Origin of the sequence: Flavobacterium sp. BFFFF1 (assembly GCF_002256285.1) — a bacterium.
GTDB lineage: Bacteria > Bacteroidota > Bacteroidia > Flavobacteriales > Flavobacteriaceae > Flavobacterium.
Map to the genome: position 1 here is coordinate 42,976 of NZ_NKJE01000001.1, position 20,835 is coordinate 63,810.

Below are 20,835 nucleotides of genomic sequence, written 5' to 3' on the forward strand. Positions count from 1 at the left end.
CTGCGCCGATTTTTTCTTTGTAACAGTTATCTTTGCATCATAAATCTGATATACATGAATCACGCCGTTTCAGGATTTTCGAAATTGGGAAAAGAAGAAAAAATTCGACTCATTGCACAAACCTATTTTACAGACGCTGAAAAAGCGGAAACATTGGTCAAATCGTATTGGAATTCCGATGAAAAGCTGCAACAGCTGCATGATGAATTCATTGAAAACACCATCACAAACTTTTACCTTCCGCTTGGCATTGCACCGAATTTCCTGATTAACGAAAAATTCTACACCGTTCCAATGGCGGTTGAAGAAAGTTCCGTTGTTGCGGCAGCGGCAAAAGCAGCAAAATTCTGGTCAACCCGCGGTGGCTTTAAGACGACAGTCGTCGGTACCGAAAAAATCGGTCAGGTTCATTTTATGTTTAACGGAAGCCATGCTAAAATACAGGAGTTCTTTAACCTAATAAAACCTGCCTTGTTTTCAGATACTGAAAGCATCACAAAAAATATGCAGCAACGCGGCGGAGGAATTCTGGATATTGAACTGCGTGACAAAACGGACCTGCTGGAAAACTATTTTCAATTGCACGCGACCTTTGAAACCAAAGATTCTATGGGCGCCAATTTCATCAATTCGTGCCTCGAACAGTTTGCATCGACTTTAAAATCGAAAGCACAACAGCATTCGCTTTTTTCGGAACAGGAGAAAGACATAAAAGTAGTGATGAGCATTCTGTCGAATTACGTACCAAACTGCGTCGTAAGAGCGGAAGTTTCTTGTCCGGTTGCCGATTTAAAGGAAAAAAATATTGATGACGGAAAAGTGTTCGCTGAGAATTTTGTCCAGGCCGTCAATATTGCTAAAGTAGAACCTTTTAGGGCGGTAACGCATAACAAAGGCATTATGAACGGGATTGATGCCGTAGTGGTTGCTACCGGAAACGATTTCCGTGCTGTTGAAGCAGGCGTTCATGCTTATGCTGCAAAAGACGGCAGGTACACCAGCCTTTCAGATGCCCGAATTGAGAACGGTATTTTCTATTTTTCTGTAGAAGTCCCGCTGGCGTTAGGAACTGTCGGCGGATTGACGACGCTGCATCCTTTGGTACGTTTTTGCCACGAAGTTCTCGAAAAACCTTCTGCACCAGAACTGATGCAGATTACCGCAGCCGTGGGATTGGCGCAGAACTTTGCAGCCCTGCGATCGTTAACCACTACCGGTATCCAACAAGGCCACATGAAAATGCACCTGAACAATATCATCAACCAGTTTAACGCCGCACCGGCGGAAAGGGAAGCCATCACGGCGCACTTCAAAAAAAATGCCGTATCACATGCTGCGGTAGTCGACTTTATCTCCGAACTGCGTAAGAAATAAACTGTGGAAAAAACATTTTACAGCAACGGAAAACTCCTGCTGACGGGAGAGTATGTTGTCCTGGACGGGGCTTTGGCACTGGCATTGCCTACAAAATATGGGCAGTCGCTTTTTGTTAAAGAGGGAACAGGAAAAAAAATAAGCTGGAAAAGCCACGACGCAGACGGAAGCCTTTGGTACGAAGACACCATTCAATTCAATGAAATTTTAAGCAACTCAAATCACGAAAGTACTGATTCGGTTAGAAAAACACTGCTTGAGATTTTACGGGAAGCTTATTTATTAAATACGGATTTCATTGATAATTCAGACGGCTACTCCGTCACCACTAAGCTTACATTTCCTAAAGAATGGGGGTTGGGTACCTCATCCACACTAATTAACAATATCGCCCAGTGGCTGCATATTGATGCTTTTGCCCTGCTCAAAAATAGTTTTGGCGGCAGTGGTTACGACATCGCCTGTGCACAAAACCACACGCCGATTCTTTACCACATTTCACACAAAATACCGGTGGTTGATCCCGTAGGCTTCGACCCGGCTTTTAAAGACAAGCTTTACTTTGTTTATTTAAACCGAAAACAAAGCAGTAAAGCCGCTATTGAAACCTATAAGAAGGCCCGTAAAGGAACTATTCAAGGATTCGACACGATTTCACAAATTACCCAAAAAGTGCTTCATGCGACAAGCCTCACAGATTTCGAGGCGCTATTGTCAGCGCATGAAACCGCAATGGGTAAGCTCCTGGATATTACTCCCGTGAAGCAGGATTTATTTCCCGACTTTGATGGCTTTGTAAAAAGCCTGGGCGCATGGGGTGGTGATTTTGTACTGGTGGCATCAGATGAAAATCCCACAGACTACTTCAAACAAAAAGGATACCACACCATCATCCCTTATCACGAAATGATCTTATAAAAAAAGCCGCTTCTTTCGAAACGGCTTTTTGTATTTTACCTTTTATTTTAGTAGAACAAACTCCTGTTGTCTTCTATCTCCGCATCCTTCTTTAGAGAGGCAGAAACACCTTCAAGAGATACCGAATTGGCATCCTTGATTTTCGCTACGTACTCTTTGTATGATGGAAAAGCAGGCGCTTTAGTATATGACGTAGTTTTCACGACATAAACACCAAGTGTTCCCTCAATCGGCGCAGAAACCTTATTGGCAGGTGTATTGATTGCTGTAGCCACCACTCTCGGCTCAAAGCCAACTCCTTCAAGGCTCGCATTTTCGATAGTCTTGTCAGTCGCAGTCATTACTTTTGAAGCAGACGCAGCAGCAATAGCTTCTAACGAACTTCCTTTCAATTTTGCTTTGATGATCGCCAGTTTCTTTTGATTTTTAAGTTTTGTTTCAATCATCGGGCGTGCTTCGTCCAAAGGTAAAAGCCCTTCCGCATTTACTTTTTTAAGCCTAACGATTACATTTCCTGTGTTTGGTACTTCGAATCTTTCCACATCACCAACGTTTGTTTTCTTGTTGAACGCCCATTTCACGATTTCCCTTTGTGCTGTTACGCTACCAACATTCTCATCCATTGCTTTAACTTTAACGGATGGATTGATTGTAAGTTTGTTTTCTTTGGCTACCTGGTCGAAAGATTTCGTTTTGGTATCCATCTGGAATTTCAATGCTTTAGTATGGCTTGCGTTGTTTGTTTCCTCAGAGGCCTGAATTTTCTTCGCAATTGTCGCAAGGCGAACACCATCCTGAATGTCTGTTACTTTGATAATATGGTAACCGAATTCCGTTTCAACAATACCTAATTTTCCAATTGGGTTTGAGAACATATAATCAGCAAACTTCTTTGTAAGGTTGTTGCCATCTTTTTTGAAGTATCCTAAATCACCGCCTTGTTGTTTCGAAGAGTCATCAGAATTCGTCATCGCAACCATAAAGAACGTATCTGGTTTTGCATTCAATTGCGCTAAAAGTTCGTTTGCTTTTGCAGCAGCTTCTTCCTTAGACCTGGTTACGTTTGGATTAGCCCTCATAGCACCTTTGTAAGCCAAAAGGACGTGGCTGGCCTTTACGTTAACTCCAGCCTGTCTGCCCATTCCGCGGCTTAGGAAATAACCATCATTCACGGTATATGGACCGAAAACCTCACCTGCCGGCAAATTGTAAAGTTGCTCAGCAAATTGTGCAGGAAGCTTGTCTTTTGCAACATACGTTGAATCAAAAGGCAGCTCAGAATTTTTGTTTACAAATTCAGCGATGTTCGTAGCATTCTTAAACCCAGGAATGGTATCATTTTTACCCGTCGTAGGATTGTAAGCAACGCTAGGAAGTAAAAGGGCATCGATTTGAGATTTTACCGCAGCTTCATCTGCTTTCGATGGCTTATCATCGATAATCACATAGTCAACCTCGCGGTTTTCCTCAGCTTTATATCTTTTCTCGTCTTTCCTCATGTAGGCAATAATCTCGTCATCAGAAACTTTTACGTCACTGTCTTTTACGGTAGAGTATAGCACGGATACATAATCGAAACTGACTTTATCCGCTTCCATTTTGTATTTCAGTTTTCCTTCCAACTCCGTAGTATAAGAACCTGCTTTCAAAAGCGTCCTGTAAATTTGTTTACGGGCATTTTCACCAGCTTCCTTTTTTGTTTCCACTACGAATTTCTTTTCATCCGGACCTTTAGAAGCCAATGCATCGAATTTCAAAATATCAAATGCGCCGGCTGCATTAAAAAACATTTGGTTTTGACCAATATTTGGATTTTGCTTCAGAACATCAACAACCTGCTCGTCACCAACCTGAATTCCAGCCTTATCCAACTGTTCGTCAAGCAGGGCATTACTTACTTCATATTCCCAAAGGTAATTGACCGCCTGGCTTGTAGAAGCGCCCGGAGAATTTTTCTGAACGTTCTCCACTTTAGTCCTGAAATCGGCCATAGCAATATCATGCCCGTTTACGCTTCCAATATTATTGGTGCTTTTTCCGAATAGGTCGCTATGAACAAGGTCGGTAAGTATAAATGCGAATAGACAAAAGCCGATAACTACTATAAGTAAAATCGAACGTTGCCTGATTTTTGATAAAACTGCCATTTTGTATATCTGTTAATTTTAAATTCAGTTTGCGAAAATACAATTATCTGTCAAATAATTGTACTTAACACCTATATTTTCAAAAAAAAATTCGGTTTTTTTTTCGCTTACTCGCGCACAGTCAGCTTTACAAGCTCAATTTTCTTGTCTGTAGAGGCTTCAATATAAAAATGGAACGAATCTATCCCAATGTTTTCGCCCTGTTGCGGAATTTCCTTCGTGTGGTTTACAATAAATCCGCCGAGCGTACTGTACGAATCGCTTTCGGGAATATGCAGTTTATAATTTTCATTGATGTATTCCACGTCAAGCCTGGCTGAAAACATGTAGACATTGGGCTCAAGCTCATTTTCAATCAGGCTGTCATCGGCATCATGTTCGTCTTCAATCTCCCCGAACAGTTCCTCGACGATATCCTCAATCGTGATCATTCCGGAAGTACCGCCATATTCGTCAAGCACAATGGCTACATTTTTGCGTTTCTTCGTCAACAGGTTCATCACATCTTTGATCAGCATGGTTTCCGGAACAAATTCCACAGGAATCATGACGGATTTGATGGTCTTTGGTTTTTTAAATAATTCAAAAGAGTGCACATAGCCAATAATGTCGTCAAGCGAATTTTGGTAAACCAGAATTTTCGAATAGCCGGTTTCGATGAACAACTGTTTTAAATCATGGACAGAATCGTGAATTTCGACTGCAGCGATTTCCGTTCGCGGATTCATAATGTCGCGGGCTTTCACGCCTGAGAATTCAAGCGCATTCTGGAAAATCTGGATTTCTGAATCCACCTCGGCATCGTCTTCGACGGCGTTCATTTGTTCGGTAATGTAATTCCCCAACTCGATTTTACTAAAAAAAACCTGCTCCTGGTCGCCATCAGATTTAAAAACCTTACGGAGGATAAAATCTGAAATCCACATAATGAAGCCCGATATGAAATAAAAAAGCTGGTAAAAAAAATAGGCCGGAACTGCAAAAATCTTAATCAGGCTGTTGGCATACACCTGAAAAAAAACTTTAGGAAGAAACTCCGACGTAATTAATATTATGAATGTCGATATTACGGTCTGGATCAATAGCGCAGTGAATCCCACAGCAACCAGGTTGAGTTCCTTCATCCAGCGGACGATCATTTCACCCATAACGAAACCGTATACCACGAGCGCGATATTGTTTCCAATTAGCATCGACGCAATAAATTTTGACGGTTTTTCGGTGAGTTTGGTTAGAATTTTTGAAATAAACGTATCCTGCATTTTTTCAATACCCAGATACACTTTATTGGAGGAAATGAAGGCAATCTCCATGCCTGAAAAAAAAGCGGAAAGTATTAAACACGATATGATAATACCTACTTCCATAAATTATTGTCTCCGGTTCCGTTCCTCAATCCTCGCCATAAAACGCCTGCGGAAGAAAAACATGAAAAGACATGATACAGCCAGCACAAGGAAGAGCCATCGTTGGTCAGAACCGGTATCCCAGACCTCGATACACTTGTAAATACTAAATGCACAGATGACTAAATAAAGGTAAGTAGTGTATTTTAGAATGCCCATAATTTATATTTTAGTTTTTGCAGATTCATTCAGTAGTCCTTTCACTTTCTGGAAGTTTACCCGCGTAAAGTCTTTATTAAAATCAATCCCTTCTCCAGTAGTTGACCCACTTTTGGGATCCGTAAACTTAAAGTTTTTTTCAGTAAAAAACCATTCGTTCTTTTGGTCAAAATACAATTGTTCCGTGGTCAGTTGCTGTCCATTTTCTGAACTGATCCGGACATTGCCCCGTAAATCAATGATATCCGTTCCTTTAAAGCTGACGGCATAATCCGATTTCACGAAGGTCCGCTTTGCATTTTTATCGTAAAGCGTAAGGTCGATACCTTTCGGGAATTCTGTGAAAGGAAATTTAACGCCGCTGTAATCCAGCATTCTCGGACTCATTAATACTGCTGTGATTTTCCCGGAATCAGTGTACTTCAGGTTAATCGTATCCGCTTCACCCGTCGGCATAAACTCAGAAAAATAAAACTTCTGCACATCCTTAAAGTTACTTTCACAACTCCAGAAAAACGGAATTATGAAAAAGGACAACAACACCATCTTTATTTTCAATTTATGATTCATAGGTTCCTCAGGGGAATTGTCGTTTAATCGTATCTTCTCTTCACAAACCACTTGTCGTTTAGCGAAAGACTTAAGGTAAAGTTAGCATAATTTTCGCGTATCAGGCCTGCGGCTTTCGTGCCCCTTCTTCCCAATTCCACCCCAAGGTTAACATTTGAGAAAGAGCCGTTCCCTACGGGCAATCCCAATCCAAAAGTGGCTGCCATATCTTCAATCGATTTTCCGGCAATCACCATTCCTGTATTCTCGTAACGCAGACCGGCACGGTAAGTCACGCGTTTAAGGTAACCGCTGTATGCATTAAAATTCGGGATAAAATAGCCTCCTAACGAATATTTCTGTGAGTTTTCATAACTTACGTTTGTGATGTCGTTGAACCTGCTGCCGAGATTTCCGGATTGGCGGAATGTGATTTCCGTACCCAACAACCATTTTCTTACAACGCCAAAACCAGCACCGAAAGAGAATTTTGACGGTAGGTTCACAATTGTATTCGGAACATCGACGTCAATTTTATCAGTGCCTGCCGAAATGGCGCTGGTCACCGTCGAAATGGTACGCGCATTCGTAAGGGTTAGTCTGGTTTGTGGTGTAAACGTCGCACTTCCGAAGAAATCAAATTTTTTGTTGACTTTCGACTGGAACATCACGCCCGTATTTAAGGTAACACCTCTGATTTCCGAAATATTATCTTCCCTGGAACCCAACTGGACTTCCGGAAGGAATTCATAACTGATTGTTGAAATTTCCCCGAAATTGTATTCTGCATTCAGTCCGACATTCCACTTTGAATTCAACCGATACGCCGCTCCGGCAAAAGCTTTGTTCAATCCGCCTTTCCCTTCGAAACGTCGGCTGGAATCGTTACTGCCGATTTCAGCGAGGGTCTGTGTGCGATAACCTACCGAAGAGTAAGGCAGTAATCCAGCGGAAAATGCCATTTTGCCTATCGGTATAGCCAGTGCAACATAGTCAAGCGACGTTCTCGACGCCTTACTTTCCTGGGTATTTGAAATCAGTTTTGTACGGCTGTTTGTTGCACCCAGAGTAAATGTAGTTAACCTTAATCCGGCAACAGACGCGGGATTTTGTAAGTTTAAATGTATACTGTCCGAAAAGACACTGACACCTCCCATAAAACGGTTTTCGGCGGCACCTTTAAAAGTGATATCACCAATACCGTAAAAAGAATAAGGAGAAGCAGTTCCTGATTGTGCACTCATTGCAAGGGAAAAAAGCAATACAATGCTTACTAAGAATTTTTTAATCATTTTGATTTGTATAATGAAAGATATGGTTCAGACTTTCGAGTAGAAAATTTGAATTGGCAAATATGGTATTTTTTAATTGCTTAGCCAAAAATTCTGCATCGCCGCCCGTTAAAATTATTGTAAATTTTGGGCATTGCGCCTGATATTGCGCTATAAAGCCATCGATTTCATGAAGGACACCATTTATGACTCCGGAGTGAATCGCTTCGTTTGTGGATTTTCCGATAAAATTCTCAGGATCCTGTCGCTCAAGCAGCGGAAGTTTTGCAGTAAATTGATGCAGCCCTTTATAGCGCAGCCTGATGCCCGGCGAAATTGCCCCGCCCAGGTATTCGTCCTGGTCATTTACAAAATCGTACGTAATGCATGTTCCGGCGTCAATGACGAGTCTATTGTCTCCTGGATAAGCAAGTACAGCGCCCGCAGCAAGCACCATTCTGTCAATCCCAAGTGTTAATGGAGTCTCATAAAGGTTTTTAAATGGGAACACATCTTGATGCGAAATCGTCCTGACATTCACCCTCTCGCTGAAAATCAAAAACTCTTCAAAGGCCGCTTTACCTACCGAAGCAATAACAATATCGGTGATGTTTCCATTTTCATTTAAAATTTTTAAAATTTTTTCCTGAAGCGTTTCGGTTTCGAAAAGAAAAGTGTCTACCAAAGTATGTTGTTCAAAGACAGCGCCTTTGATTCTTGTATTCCCTGCATCGATGGTTAAAATCATGTCTGGCCTTTTGAGGGAGCGAAGTTACGAATTGATTTTTTTTAATATTTGTTTTGGATAAATTAAAAATCGTTCTATATTTGCCCCCGCTAACGCAAGGTACCTTAGCTCAGATGGTAGAGCAATGGACTGAAAATCCATGTGTCCCTGGTTCGATCCCTGGAGGTACCACTTAAACCCTGACATTTGTCGGGGTTTTTTGTTTTTAGAAACTTACCATGCATTATTTGTATATTGTATATTCAAAATCTGCTGACAAATACTATGTCGGGGAAACTTATGATGTCGCTGAAAGGTTATTAAAACAAAATAACCACCTTTATGACAACGCCTTCACCAAAATCGCTCACGACTGGAGAGTGGTACTTGAATATGAGTGTCTGAACGAAAGCCACGCCGCGTATCTAGAACGTTTTATCAAGAAAATGAAAAGCAGAACTTTTATTTTGAAAATCATCAATTCCCCTGAGATCCTCAACGATATCTCTTTAAAGCGAAAATAACCATGTGTCCCGGTTCCCCCGAAGCTTCGGGGCTGGAGGTACCACTTAAACCCTGACATTTGTCGGGGTTTTTTGTTTTTTGCAGTTGTTTGTCTTTCAATATGGACTGCTCCGCTTTAGCTATGCCACGGTTTCCATACTTAATCCAAAAAACTTCCGTTATTCTTTCGGACGTATGGTTCGAAAAATTAAATTTTAATTATTTTTGTCGGGAGCCGTTTTTGGCCCGTACTAATTCACTCCTTAAAACAACGACTTTTATGATGTTCCTAAATTTCCTGCTGCAAGACAATACGGTTAAAGACACGATTGCCAATGCAGCAAACGCAGCAACAACTGACGCAACGGTAACCGAAAAAATTTCCTACCTGTCTTTTGTACTGAAAGGCGGGGTGATGATCATCCCAATCATCGTGTTGCTGTTCTTCTGTATTTATGTGATTATTGAACGCTATCTGTCCATCAAAAAAGTCACGAAACAGGACGTCATGATGATTAACGACATCAGGATGAACCTAAAAATGGGTAAAATTGACAATGCGCTCATGGTCTGCACCAGGCAGCCATCGGCTTCAGGAAATATTTTGCGGAGCGGCATCGCGCTTATCGGGCGCCCCATTAGCGAAATTGAGTCCGTTATGGATAAAACCGCAGATGTCGAAATTGCACAAATGGAAAAGGGACTGAGTTACCTGGGCCTTATTTCGGGTATCGCACCGATTCTTGGATTTATCGGCACCATTTCAGGGGTAATCAAGATCTTTTACAGCATCTCCAACTCAGGAAATTTAAACATCCAGACGATTTCAGGCGGACTTTACGAAAAAATGATCAGTTCCGGAGCAGGTCTTGTGGTGGGTGTCATTGCGTATGCAGGGTACCATTTGTTTAATATGATGATTGATAATTTCACGCTTAAAGTACAAAAACAAACGCTGGAGCTTATCAACATAATACACGAACCACAAAATGGGAATTAAGAGAAACAAACGCTTCCATCCGGAAATACCGACGTCCTCACTGAGCGACATCATGTTCTTCCTGTTTTTGTTTTTCCTGATTATCTCGACTTTGGCGAATCCGAATGTGATCAAGCTGACGCTGCCGAAAGCAAAATCAAACGAAACAACGAACAAAGATCACATCACGTTATCGGTAACAGAAAACAAACAATATTTTGTAAACCAGGAAGAGATTCCGTTTGACCAGCTTGAAAGCACATTGGCACAGCGCACGTCGGCGGCTAATGATAAAGTGGTCGTAGTACGCGTCCCAGCCGACAATAAGGTTCAGGATTTGGTAGACATTATGCAGATTGGCGTGAAACTCAAACTGAATTTCGTTATTGCCACCTCGAAATAACTTCTAATATTTAAAACAACAAACCGGATTCAGTCCGGTTTTTTTATGGCGTAAAGGCAAATTTTGTAAGAAACGTTTATACAAAGCATAAAACACAACCCTTTTAATGTCTGTACATTAGCAGGATGCATATATTCAAAAAAATCCTGATTGGTGTTGCCATCCTTGCTTTGCTACTGCTCCTGCTTAACAAAGGTGTTAATATATGGGTCAACAATAAATTGCCTGAATTACTGTCTGAGAAAAACATGTCGGGTTATCACATCGCTTATGACAGCCTGAAAATCGATGTCTGGGAAGGCCACATCGTGATCAAGGGCATCCGCGTTACGCCAAAGAACGCGCTGAAGGACACCGCAAATAAAGCCGGTATCTATGCACGCATCGAATCAATAGAAATCAAGGACTTTAAAAGCATGGCGGTGCTTTTCAGCAATAAGATTAAGGCGCGCAGTATTACCGTAAATACGCCAAAAATCGTGTTCTACAAGAAGACCGATAACGCCCTGAACAACAGCAGGAGCATCGGATCAGAAGTGGTAAAACCGTTTGAATCCATTGTGCAGGTTTCTGACGTGTACCTGCATCACGGCGACGTGAAGATTATTTATGTCAAGAACAACAAACCAGTACTGAATGCGGCGAATATCGACGTTAAACTTGAAGGCATTACCGTCAACGACGACATTCTGAAACGCACAATCCCATTCGATTACAAGACCTATGCTTTCCAATGCGACAGCCTTTACTTTAAGAAAAATGCGGTGTACTACATCAAAGCAAAAAATATACAAACGGAAAACGAAGGCCTGAGCCTAACCAATTTTGAAATGGTTCCCGAGATGACACGCCGGCAATTTGTCGCTCAAACGCCCATCGAGAAAGACCTGTATACGCTAAAAGCCGCGTCACTTGACATTCGTAAAATGGCTTGGGGATTTAAGGACGAACAGTTGTTCTTCAGCGCTGACGCGTTGGTACTTGACAAAATCAAAGCGAATATTTACCGCAGCAAAGAGCCGGTAGATCGGCCTACGAAAACGAAACTCTACAACCGAATGCTGCGGGATATCAAATTCCCACTTCGTATCGATACGGTGAAAATTACCAATTCGGAAATTGTATATGAAGAGGAAAAAAGCTTTGAGAAAGGTCCGGGAAAAATCAGCTTTAGTAAATTTAACATGACGGCGTTGCACATTAAAGGAGCCAAAGGACATACCCGAATGGCAGACGTAACGATTGGCATCAACTGTCTTTTTATGAACGTATCTCCCATGAAAGTCGACTGGAAATTCAATGTCATGGATAAAAATGACGGCTTTAACATCAAAGGAAGCATCCTGAATTTCAATACAAAAAACCTGGTTTCGTTTACAAAAAATTACAGTAATATGAAGCAGGAAGGCATATTTGACGAAGTATATTTTAACATCACTGGCAATGACGTCGATTCAAAAGGCGACTTTGCGCTAAAATACCATGACCTGAAAGTTTCATTGTATAAAAAGAACGATCCCAGTAAGAAAAGCAAGATCAAAAGTGCAATTGCCAACCTGATTGTAAAAAATGATTCCCATGACAAGACTAAGAACGTAGCAGTATCCGTCAAACGAAACCCGAAAACCTCCTTTTTTAACTTCTTCTGGCGTAATATCGAGGAAGGACTGAAAAAGATCCTGATCTGATTATTTTGTTTTCTTAACAGAATCGCTTTTCAGGGCATCTATTTTTTCCCACCGCTGTCATTCTCAAGGTCGCTTTTCAGTGCTTTATTTGGTACAATCATACCGCCTTTGTAATCCGTCGATTCTGTTTCCTCCGTCTTTTTGCTGAAAATTTTGATCTTTGGATTGTCCTGTGTTCCTGTAATGGTGAACGGAATTCCGATGACGCCAAATGGCGGTAACCCGAGCCGCATCTTCAAATTCAGCTGCCCATCAAAATTGGTTTTCCCTTCAAATCGCAGCCTGAACAAGGCAACACCCATTCGGGTACGGTGTACGTAAATCACGTTGTCCTTTATTGACGTCCTGATGTCAACGCGTGTTAAATCCGGATTATCGACGCCGTCGGAGCCGGTTTTTTTGCTGATTACAGTAAACATCCTGAGCCCCTTAATCTTCACTTTACGCAACGACAGCGTTCCTTCGCCAAGCAAAGAAGGATAAATTGGCGACATATTGCCATCAAGCGTCCCATTTAGCCGATAGTCCAAAGATATGATCCCTTCCGCTTTGTCCGCAGCGGTTACGAGGTCGTGAAAAAGCTGTATTTCATTGTAGGCGCGCTTTACATCAAAGTCGCGTGCTCTCAGGCGCACATCAAATCCGGCTTTAACAGGACTCACGTCATCATAGGTCGCATCGATTGCAACCCGGCACCCAATCAGTTCAAAACCAGCGTTTTTCATTGTAAACTTGCCCTTACTGATTCCCACAGTTCCGTTTAAATCCTGAATATTTAATTTGTCATAAACCACTTGTTTGGCGTTTGCGGTAAGCGACACATCGAGGTTTTCAGGCAACAAAACCACTCCGGATTGGGTGGGATTTTTCGCTTCCGCAGATTTTACGCTGGGATCCGTCTGCGCTTTTTCGGCTGGTGCAAGCGCCATAAAATCATTGACGTTTACGAGGTTTGATTTCACACTGAAATTACCGTGCAGTGTTGCATTCTTTGCAAAAAAGTAATTGATCGCATTGATAAGATGCCCGTTAACATTGAAATCGGATTGGCCGTAATTTGCGAGAAATTTATCGAAGTTCATTTTCTCCCGAGTGAAGGTAAACGCTCCCTCACTGATTCGGAACGGCTTTGGGAATTGGTCTGAAGTGGCCTTTATATTCCGGATTAACAAGGTGCCGCTATTGTCAAGTTTCGCGTATTGGCCATTTGTGGCGTAACTCTGTTTTCCTTTAAGGTGTAAATCCGCCTTGATAAATCCGGTGACATCGATGCCCTGCTGGGAAAAAACTTTGTAAATACGTCCGACATCGATGGTGCCTTTGGCCTTGATATCATACGCTACATCATTGAAATCGGTAAAAGATGCGTCTACACTAAACGGCTTCCCTTCAAAAGTGAATGCAGCGGGCTTAATAGAAACAGTAGTACTTTGGTAACTGCCAGTTGTGTTCAGCGCATTCAGATCCAGGTTGATATCCGTAATCGGATTTGGATAATAAGACGTTTTTAAGTAACCGTTGCGCAACAATACCTTCCCTTTAGTGACGGGAAATGTTTTTTTATCCGGATCATAAACGCCGTTAGAAACCACATCGGCATCCAGCCTTCCTTTTAGATCGATCGTCGAAAGCCCCAAAGCCTGGTCCAGTTTTTCAAGATCCATGCCCGCTTTGACAGATGCCTTGATTCTGGGCTTGCTTAAGCCACTGATGTCGACATAAGCATGAAGCGCGTCTTTGCCCAAATTGAAATGGAGCGAATCCAATCTCACACGCAGCCGGTCTGTATCCATCGAAGGAAGAACGGCGAGGAAATTCATCCTGATATCCGAAGCCGGAAAAGGCGCTTTATTGTATTGAATGTACCCTTCATCAATCTTCATCCCAAAAGATAAGGTAGGATTTTGATTCGCAGCCGCATTGTAATTCCCCTTGAAGGCGAGTTTTAGGTCAATTTTACCCTTTACATCTGTCTTATCCAACCAGGCGACATATTCCGGGGGCAACGCCGTAAACAAATCCCGAAGGTTGCTGTTGATTGAATTGGCTTCAAAGTCAATCGCATAACCGCTTTTCAGGATGTTCAACTTCCCTTTGAACTTGATGGGAAGTTTATTCACGACGAGATCATTTTTCTGGAACTGAAAGGCCAGCGAATTGGTGTTGATACTGGTAATAAGGTCGGCAGTGATTTTCTTTCGAAGCAGATATGATTTGTTGTCGTATACAAAATCGATTGAATCAATTTCGGCCTCACTTTTTAAATCAAATATTGATTTACTCAGGTCGCCTTTTCCGAGGTAGTTGAACCCGTTGGCATTGACAAGCATCTTCAACGATTTGTCTTCGTACCGCAGATGGCAGTTGCTGATATCAATCTTTTCAAGTTTCACCGACGTATTTGAAATCGTATCTGGTGCTTTTTTTGAATCGCTGATGTATACATTGTAATTGGCCTGCCCTTTTTCATTGATTTTTACGTTTACAAAAGACTCCGAGAGGAAAATCTTATCGATGCGCACCTCATTATCAAAAATGAGCCTTTTGAGGTTAATGCCAAATGCAACTTCCTCTGCCGCCACAAGTGTGTCGTTTTTATAGGGCGCTGAACCTTTTAATGAAAAATCATACAAGGTTACTGTTAAGGAAGGAAAGTGGTTAAAAAACGACAACCTGGATTTAGAAAAGTTGAGTTCGCCATCTATCTTCTTATTCGCAAAAGTTTTAATTTGTTCAGCGACGGTGCCCGGAAAAATGATCGGCAGCAGGAAAAGCAGTAGTAATAATGATGCTAAAGTAATGCCAAACCACTTTGCGGTTTTAAGGGCTGCCTTCTTGAATTCTGTTCTCATGTACACTTGTTTATTTTATGCAATTAACCAAAAATCTCCGAATAAAAAAAAGACCTTTCCGCAAAGAAAGGCCTTTTAATAATAAACAACTAATTCAATTATTGTTTGAGGAGTTTCATGGTCGCCTCACGACGGTTGCTGTCAAGGGCTTTCACAATGTAGACTCCTTTATTAAGGTCACTAATGTTAAACGTGGACGCGTTTGTAAAATTGTTTTGGAACGATTTTACCAACTGCCCGGTAATGGAAAAAATTTGTACACTGCTCGTTTCAGCATCCAGCATAAAGTAATCAGAAGTCGGGTTTGGCGACAGGCTGATTCTGGTTTCCTGAATATCATCAACGTTCAGCAATGCTTGTTTGTTCCCGTAGACACGGAACGAGCCTGCCGGAATCGTTAGTGCTATGGCGGTATTCGTCACATTCACAGAACTGTTGTCCATCAGGTTGTACCATGTACCTGTATATGGAAAATTTGCGGTCACAGTCTGGCTGATGGTATTGAAATTTGTCAACACCACCACATTCTTCAGGGACGTTGACGGCAGCGCATTGTCGAAAATATAAATCCTTTGTTTCAGGTTATTACTCCCATCAGGGCTGACGGTGTAAGAACCTTCGAATACCGGCTCATTGATTTTCAGCGCGATCAGTCGTGAATAGTTATTGTAAACCTGCGCACGCTCTGTGACGTTTAACCAGTTATTCGTCCACTGCTCCTGTGGTTTGGTGTCGAGTTTACAATCGCCTGTTGTGGCATCGGACTCTGTATTCACCGTACCGTTATTACAGGTATAAATCGAATCGTCGTATCCTAGTTCAGCGAAGTGCCACATCATTTTCGGCCCTGGGACCAAAAGGGAAATGGCTGCAATCGATGACATCCTTGTAAGCGAATTATTTAGGTTATTCAGCACCGGAGATGTTCCTGTACTCAATCCATATTTCATTGCGCTGTATATCATGCGCTCTTTATCATGGCTTTCAGGATAACCCATTACCCTTTTCGCAGTGAATCCATGTGCGGTGTTCCCGATCCTGCTAATGTCTGCTCCGGTAGCATATCCTTCGATAAGCTGTGTATACGCGTAGGTCATTTCGCCCCACATCATCACCCCTTTGCTTGGTGTTTCGTTGATACGATAGTTTGCCCATTGTTGCTCTTCCGAGTCAGATCCCAAGTGTTCAAAAATAGCATAGTGGCTTGGATCACCGCTAAATGAATTTGAATTGTTCGGATTGAACGGTACGTCACCATCCCAAGCATAGTCTGCATAATTTTTCAGAATGGCGATGCGGTCAGGTTGCGACTGATTGGTGCAGGTATCATCCCCACCACTACAAGCCTGGGTAAAACCTTTCGTCAGATCCCAACGGAAACCGTCGATTTTATACTCTTTAATCCATTGCTTGATTACCCGCTTTACGTAAGCTTTGGTATAAGCGGACGAGTGATTGAAATCATTTCCTACGCTGTAGCTATGTTTCGCAAATTCATTGAAGTACGGATTTTCTGAGCTTGCATCTCCCCATCCGTCCCCATCCGGATCTTTCATCCACATGCGTACCATAGGATTTCTTCCGAATGCATGGTTCAAAGCAACGTCAAGAATTACCGCGATTCCGTTTTGATGACACAGATCAATCAGTTCCTTAAACTTCGTCGATGTGCCATAAAATTTATCAAGGGCCATGTGGAATGAGGTATTGTACCCCCAGCTTTCGTTGCCTTCAAATTCCATGACAGGCATTAACTCAATTGCATTAATGTGCAGGTTCTTGAAATAATCAATTCTATCAATCAGAGATTGGTAGTTCCTGTTTGCATCAAAATCCCTAACCAGTACTTCATAAACTACCAAATCCTCTTTTTTAGGTTTGGCGAAATTGGTAACCTGCCAGTTATAAGGTGCCTGACCAGTCTGCAATACGGTAACATCCCTGCTTTGTCCGGCGGGATAAGCAGGCATATTTGGATAGGTGGATGCTGGAATGTAAGGATCATCGTACGGATTTACAACCAACGTCGAAAACGGGTCAGCTGTTTTGACCAATGCCGGTGAATTTGTCATCGGAGTCGTGTCTACAACCCAATACTGATACGTGTAATTTACACCTGGTGTGAGTCCGCTAACCTCAATCCACAACTTACCATTGTTAGCAAAATCCGGATCTTTCTTCATGGCATAAGAGGTATCAGGCTGCCAGTTGTTGAAGCTTCCCGCCAAATACACAAAATCCTTGCCCGGTGCCGTAAGCACTAAGGTTGCCTTTGATGTATCAGACGCATTGTAATTGATACCATCTTCCATTCCTAAAGGAACTGCTGCAGTTACCACACCCGGATTTACGAGTACCTCAAAATTCTTTACGATTGTAGAGGCGCCCTGGGTAATCTCAAGTGAATATGATTGGTTGGCAGTGATGTTGGTATGGTTAAAAGCGTATGAAGCAGTTGCAGAATTTGTATTGATCACGCTGCCGTTCGATTTCAGTACATAGCTGGCATTCCCGTTCGTATTGGATGCGGTGATGTTAAGGCTTCCCCCAGAGTTTATAATTGTAGTGCTATTAACAGCAGGTGTATTTAACGTGGCTTGGAATGAGCCGACGTTGAAAATAAAATCGCCACAGGAATTTGCAGGATTCTTGCGGGTTTGGCCACCATTAGGATTTCGGAAAACCATTCCCATTTTTGTAGCATTTGACTGTTGCGTGGCATTCAGGTTAAAATATGTACTTGGTGTAATGGTGATACTGTATGTGCCATTGCCGTTGTTCGTCATTTGCCCAACACCATTGTCAGCGCCCCAAGTCCCAACAACCGAATATCCGAAGGCATTCGCATCATCGCCTATCCCGGCATGCATATACACTTTTGCAGGGTTGGCAGTCATGGTATTACAGGTCGCAGACGCAAACGATACCGTGATGGTAATTTGATCTGTCGTGTTAAACACACTTGGCGTGATGGTGACCTGGGAAAATCCCTTAAAGCCAAAAAGACCCAAGATACAGGCCAGCAGGTAAATCTTTTTCATAGATGTAGATTTAAGATAAAAAGGGCCATCCGAAGACAGCCCTCTTAAAGTTTTTATTTTTTATTGCTGTGGTATCAACAAATACCTTCCATCAAGGTCATTGAACCAGATATCGTAAGTTCCAGCAGTAACTGGAATATTAGACCCATCCTGAACGCCTACTCCACTGGTTGCTGTCCCGCTTCCCCAGTTTACAGGCCAGTCATTATTTGCACGGAATTTCATGAACCCGTCTACAAGCGTTGCCGTAATTTTCCATACATGCGGGTCAAATGAACTTTGAGTCATGTCCGTATCTGTATCCCATCCACCTGCAGTACCATCACCGATGATTCCAATTGTTGGGATAGTCGTAGCAGTATTTCCGGCAAATGGCGTCATATCAAACGTATTGTTCGCAACATCTACCGTAAATGTGTAATACCCGTTTCCAGAAGCAACGAATGGGTCTGGATCAGAACCCGTTCCGTCGTTCACTGCAAGAATACCACCACTGATACCCCATTGTGGCTGCCATTGTCCTTTTTTCTCTAACAATTTAAATTGGTCTGCAACAAATTTACCGGTGTAAACATAAAGGTCGTCATTATTGGCATCCCTGAACATTGGCATATTATCGTTGTTGTTGTTCCAACCTGCCGATGAAGCGGGTCCAACAAAATACAATTCTCTTTTTTCAAGTACTGGTGGCACTGTAGGAATAAACGAATTCACTACAACAGTGGTAACTTCAGAATATTTCTCTTCGGAAGCAGTTGTACCTATTGATGATTTAATTCTCACATCAATAGCGATAGGGTCACCATTGTAAGGCGCATCAGGAGTTACCACCAAAGCTTTTGCTTTAGCATCCAAATCAGCAAACGTCATTGCATAACGGGTAGCAGGAACAGTAGTGATTACGGTTGGAGTAGCAAAATCGGTTCCGTTAAGAGCAAATTCAACAGTGTAATTTACTGCAGTCGGTGTGCCGTAGTCAACACCTTCCCATGTTAAAGTAAGGGCAGTATTGTCTGCCGGGGTCGTTTCAGTTATAGTGACAGCACTTCCTGAATCAGGCGTTAAGATTGCAAAAGCGTTTGCCTGTGGCTCAGCAATCATGAAATTATCTTCGCTAGCGCAAGACCACAATCCGGAGATCATGATAAATGCAGCTAAAATTTTAAATGTATTTTTCATCTTTTTAAGTTTTTATTTGAAGTTTAGTAACCTGTATTTTGAGTTAAGTTTCTGTTAGCATTAAGGGACGCCGTTGGAATAGGGAAAACTTTTAAATTCGGGGAAATTGCAATTCCATTAGCCGCATTTCCTTTCCACGCCCAGTTATAAGTCCCTCCGGCAAATTTCCCGAAACGAATCAAATCTTGTCTTCTGTGCGATTCCCAGTGAAGTTCACGAGCTCTCTCATCAAGAATAAAATCGAGTGTAAGCTGTCCTGAAGTGATATTTCCAACGTTTGATCCACCATTAGCGCGTTCCCTGATTTCGTTTACATAAGCCAATGCTTGTGCAGCAGTACCATTTCCACCTCTTAGTGTGGCTTCTGCATACATCAGGTACACATCCGCAAGCCTAAACAATGGAAAGTCTGTATTTACGAACGTTGTACTTGGGCCCGACTGTCCGGCAGACGTCTTGTTTGACCATTTATTCAAAATATAACCCTGGGTTTTTACGGAGATATCGCTAATATCAATGCTTCTTTGTTGATTGTCGTTACCGGCAACCCCCGTCCCAAAAGTTTTTCTGGCGTCAAAATCAAAGTCCCCACCGTCGAACTTCTGTACCAGCTGCTTTCTCACACGAATAGCACCACCCCAGCCTCCAACGCCAAACTCGGATCCATTTGATTCCCAGTCACCAATCTGACCATTGATGATCATCGTTGTAGCACCATAGTTTTGTGTCACACTACCATCAGACTGTAATGTAAAAATCATTTCCTCTGACGTGTTGTTATCCGCTTTGAAATTATCAAGATAATTCGGTTTTAATCCATAACCACTGGCGATGATTTCACTACATTTTGCAACACAGTCACTGTATCTGTCCTGTTGAATATATACTTCCGCGTTCAGATACATTTTTGCAAGAACCATTTGGCCAAACGCCTTATCAATCCTTCCATATTCATTTGTTCTGGCTGCTTTAAGGTTAGGGATTACCTCATTCAATTCACTTTCTATGAAAGCAAACAACTGCGCGCGGTCATATTGCGGTCCAGCAAAATTAGTAGGATCGTTTTCAGTCACAAACGGCGCTTTCCCAAAAAGATCCATCATCATGTAGTAAGCATAAGCCCTTAAAGCCCGTGCTTCATTGCGATAGTCTTTAATATTTGCTAAAAGTGTAGCATCTGTCACTCCTCTTTGCGCCACTTTTTCATCAGATGTCTGATATAGAAAGCTGTTCGCCAGCGCAACTTCAACCATCGTACGGCTAAACATCCCTAAAAGAAGTGGATTGTCCGGCGTCCAGATTGTTCGCTGTAATTCTCTGGTTCCGGCATCATTTTCATAACTCCAGATGGCCTCATCTGTCGTTAAGTCCTGCAAATACCAAAGACATCTTCCAAAATTACTCGTTCCTGCATCGATACCTTGCAATATCGAAGATCCAGAATCACCCGTACCAGTGAGGCAAAGGTTACCATACACTCCGGAAAGTGCTTGTCTGTAGCCCTGCGGCGTACTAAACAGGATTTCCGGTGAAACGACATCGTCGTCTTCCGACACTACATTCATCTCATCCGTGCAGGATATGAATGCCGTAAACAGCATCAGAATGTAGAGAAAGTTAAAATTAATTTTTTTCATA

At 42.2% G+C, this 20,835-nt stretch carries 16 protein-coding genes and 1 tRNA gene; 7 read left to right on the forward strand and 10 right to left on the reverse strand.

Features of this window, described 5'->3' with window-relative positions; all coding sequences use genetic code 11:
* Positions 1–54: 54 nt before the first annotated feature.
* Together CFE23_RS00160 and CFE23_RS00165 are read left to right on the forward strand one after the other, a co-directional pair.
* Positions 55–1,374, forward strand: a complete 1,320-nt coding sequence (locus CFE23_RS00160; RefSeq protein ID WP_291082234.1) for a hydroxymethylglutaryl-CoA reductase, degradative — start codon at positions 55–57, stop codon at positions 1,372–1,374.
* 3 nt (positions 1,375–1,377) lie between these two features.
* Positions 1,378–2,292, forward strand: a complete 915-nt coding sequence (locus CFE23_RS00165; protein ID WP_291082237.1) for a GYDIA family GHMP kinase — start codon at positions 1,378–1,380, stop codon at positions 2,290–2,292.
* A 47-nt stretch (positions 2,293–2,339) separates the two neighbouring features.
* Here CFE23_RS00165 and CFE23_RS00170 read toward each other — a convergent pair whose 3' ends face one another.
* From CFE23_RS00170 to CFE23_RS00195, 6 genes are all read right to left on the reverse strand, one after another.
* Positions 2,340–4,439, reverse strand: a complete 2,100-nt coding sequence (locus tag CFE23_RS00170) for a peptidylprolyl isomerase (RefSeq protein ID WP_291082240.1) — start codon at positions 4,437–4,439, stop codon at positions 2,340–2,342.
* A gap of 107 nt (positions 4,440–4,546) precedes the next feature.
* On the reverse strand, positions 4,547–5,806 hold the full coding sequence (locus tag CFE23_RS00175; protein WP_291082243.1) for a hemolysin family protein: 1,260 nt from the start codon (positions 5,804–5,806) through the stop codon (positions 4,547–4,549).
* Positions 5,807–5,809: 3 nt separating this feature from the next.
* Positions 5,810–6,004 (reverse strand): hypothetical protein, encoded by a 195-nt coding sequence (locus CFE23_RS00180; RefSeq protein ID WP_291082246.1) that lies wholly within the window; start codon positions 6,002–6,004, stop codon positions 5,810–5,812.
* A gap of 3 nt (positions 6,005–6,007) precedes the next feature.
* On the reverse strand, positions 6,008–6,574 hold the full coding sequence (gene lptC, locus CFE23_RS00185) for an LPS export ABC transporter periplasmic protein LptC (protein WP_291082249.1): 567 nt from the start codon (positions 6,572–6,574) through the stop codon (positions 6,008–6,010).
* Between the two features lie 23 nt (positions 6,575–6,597).
* On the reverse strand, positions 6,598–7,845 hold the full coding sequence (locus tag CFE23_RS00190) for a hypothetical protein (RefSeq protein ID WP_291082253.1): 1,248 nt from the start codon (positions 7,843–7,845) through the stop codon (positions 6,598–6,600).
* Positions 7,838–8,572: a type III pantothenate kinase gene (locus tag CFE23_RS00195; protein ID WP_291082257.1), complete on the reverse strand. Its 735-nt coding sequence runs from the start codon at positions 8,570–8,572 to the stop codon at positions 7,838–7,840. Before CFE23_RS00195 ends, CFE23_RS00190 begins: the two co-directional genes overlap by 8 nt.
* Positions 8,573–8,670: 98 nt before the next feature.
* Between CFE23_RS00195 and CFE23_RS00200 the strand changes: the two genes are divergently transcribed.
* The 5 genes from CFE23_RS00200 to CFE23_RS00220 all read left to right on the forward strand — a co-directional run bounded on the left by CFE23_RS00200 (position 8,671) and on the right by CFE23_RS00220 (position 12,125).
* Positions 8,671–8,743, forward strand: a tRNA-Phe gene (locus tag CFE23_RS00200).
* A 47-nt stretch (positions 8,744–8,790) separates the two neighbouring features.
* Positions 8,791–9,075 (forward strand): GIY-YIG nuclease family protein, encoded by a 285-nt coding sequence (locus tag CFE23_RS00205; RefSeq protein ID WP_291082260.1) that lies wholly within the window; start codon positions 8,791–8,793, stop codon positions 9,073–9,075.
* Between the two features lie 260 nt (positions 9,076–9,335).
* The gene (locus CFE23_RS00210) at positions 9,336–10,055 is read left to right on the forward strand and encodes a MotA/TolQ/ExbB proton channel family protein (protein ID WP_291082263.1); all 720 of its coding nucleotides are present in this window, start codon (positions 9,336–9,338) and stop codon (positions 10,053–10,055) included.
* Complete coding sequence (locus tag CFE23_RS00215; protein WP_291082266.1) at positions 10,045–10,437, forward strand: biopolymer transporter ExbD; 393 nt, start codon at positions 10,045–10,047, stop codon at positions 10,435–10,437. The genes CFE23_RS00210 and CFE23_RS00215 overlap by 11 nt, the downstream gene beginning before the upstream one ends.
* Before the next feature lie 125 nt (positions 10,438–10,562).
* Entirely contained in the window at positions 10,563–12,125 is a 1,563-nt protein-coding gene (locus tag CFE23_RS00220) for a hypothetical protein (protein WP_291082269.1), read from the forward strand.
* Between the two features lie 38 nt (positions 12,126–12,163).
* Here the strand turns inward: CFE23_RS00220 and CFE23_RS00225 are convergent, their stop codons facing one another.
* The 4 genes from CFE23_RS00225 to CFE23_RS00240 all read right to left on the reverse strand — a co-directional run bounded on the left by CFE23_RS00225 (position 12,164) and on the right by CFE23_RS00240 (position 20,834).
* The gene (locus tag CFE23_RS00225; RefSeq protein ID WP_291082272.1) at positions 12,164–14,977 is read right to left on the reverse strand and encodes an AsmA-like C-terminal region-containing protein; all 2,814 of its coding nucleotides are present in this window, start codon (positions 14,975–14,977) and stop codon (positions 12,164–12,166) included.
* A gap of 98 nt (positions 14,978–15,075) precedes the next feature.
* Positions 15,076–18,018, reverse strand: coding sequence for an alpha-amylase family glycosyl hydrolase (locus CFE23_RS00230; protein WP_291082275.1), 2,943 nt, complete (start codon positions 18,016–18,018; stop codon positions 15,076–15,078).
* 60 nt (positions 18,019–18,078) lie between these two features.
* Complete coding sequence (locus tag CFE23_RS00235) at positions 18,079–19,197, reverse strand: SusE domain-containing protein (RefSeq protein WP_291082277.1); 1,119 nt, start codon at positions 19,195–19,197, stop codon at positions 18,079–18,081.
* Positions 19,198–19,220: 23 nt separating this feature from the next.
* On the reverse strand, positions 19,221–20,834 hold the full coding sequence (locus tag CFE23_RS00240) for a RagB/SusD family nutrient uptake outer membrane protein (RefSeq protein ID WP_291082280.1): 1,614 nt from the start codon (positions 20,832–20,834) through the stop codon (positions 19,221–19,223).
* Position 20,835: the final 1 nt, after the last annotated feature.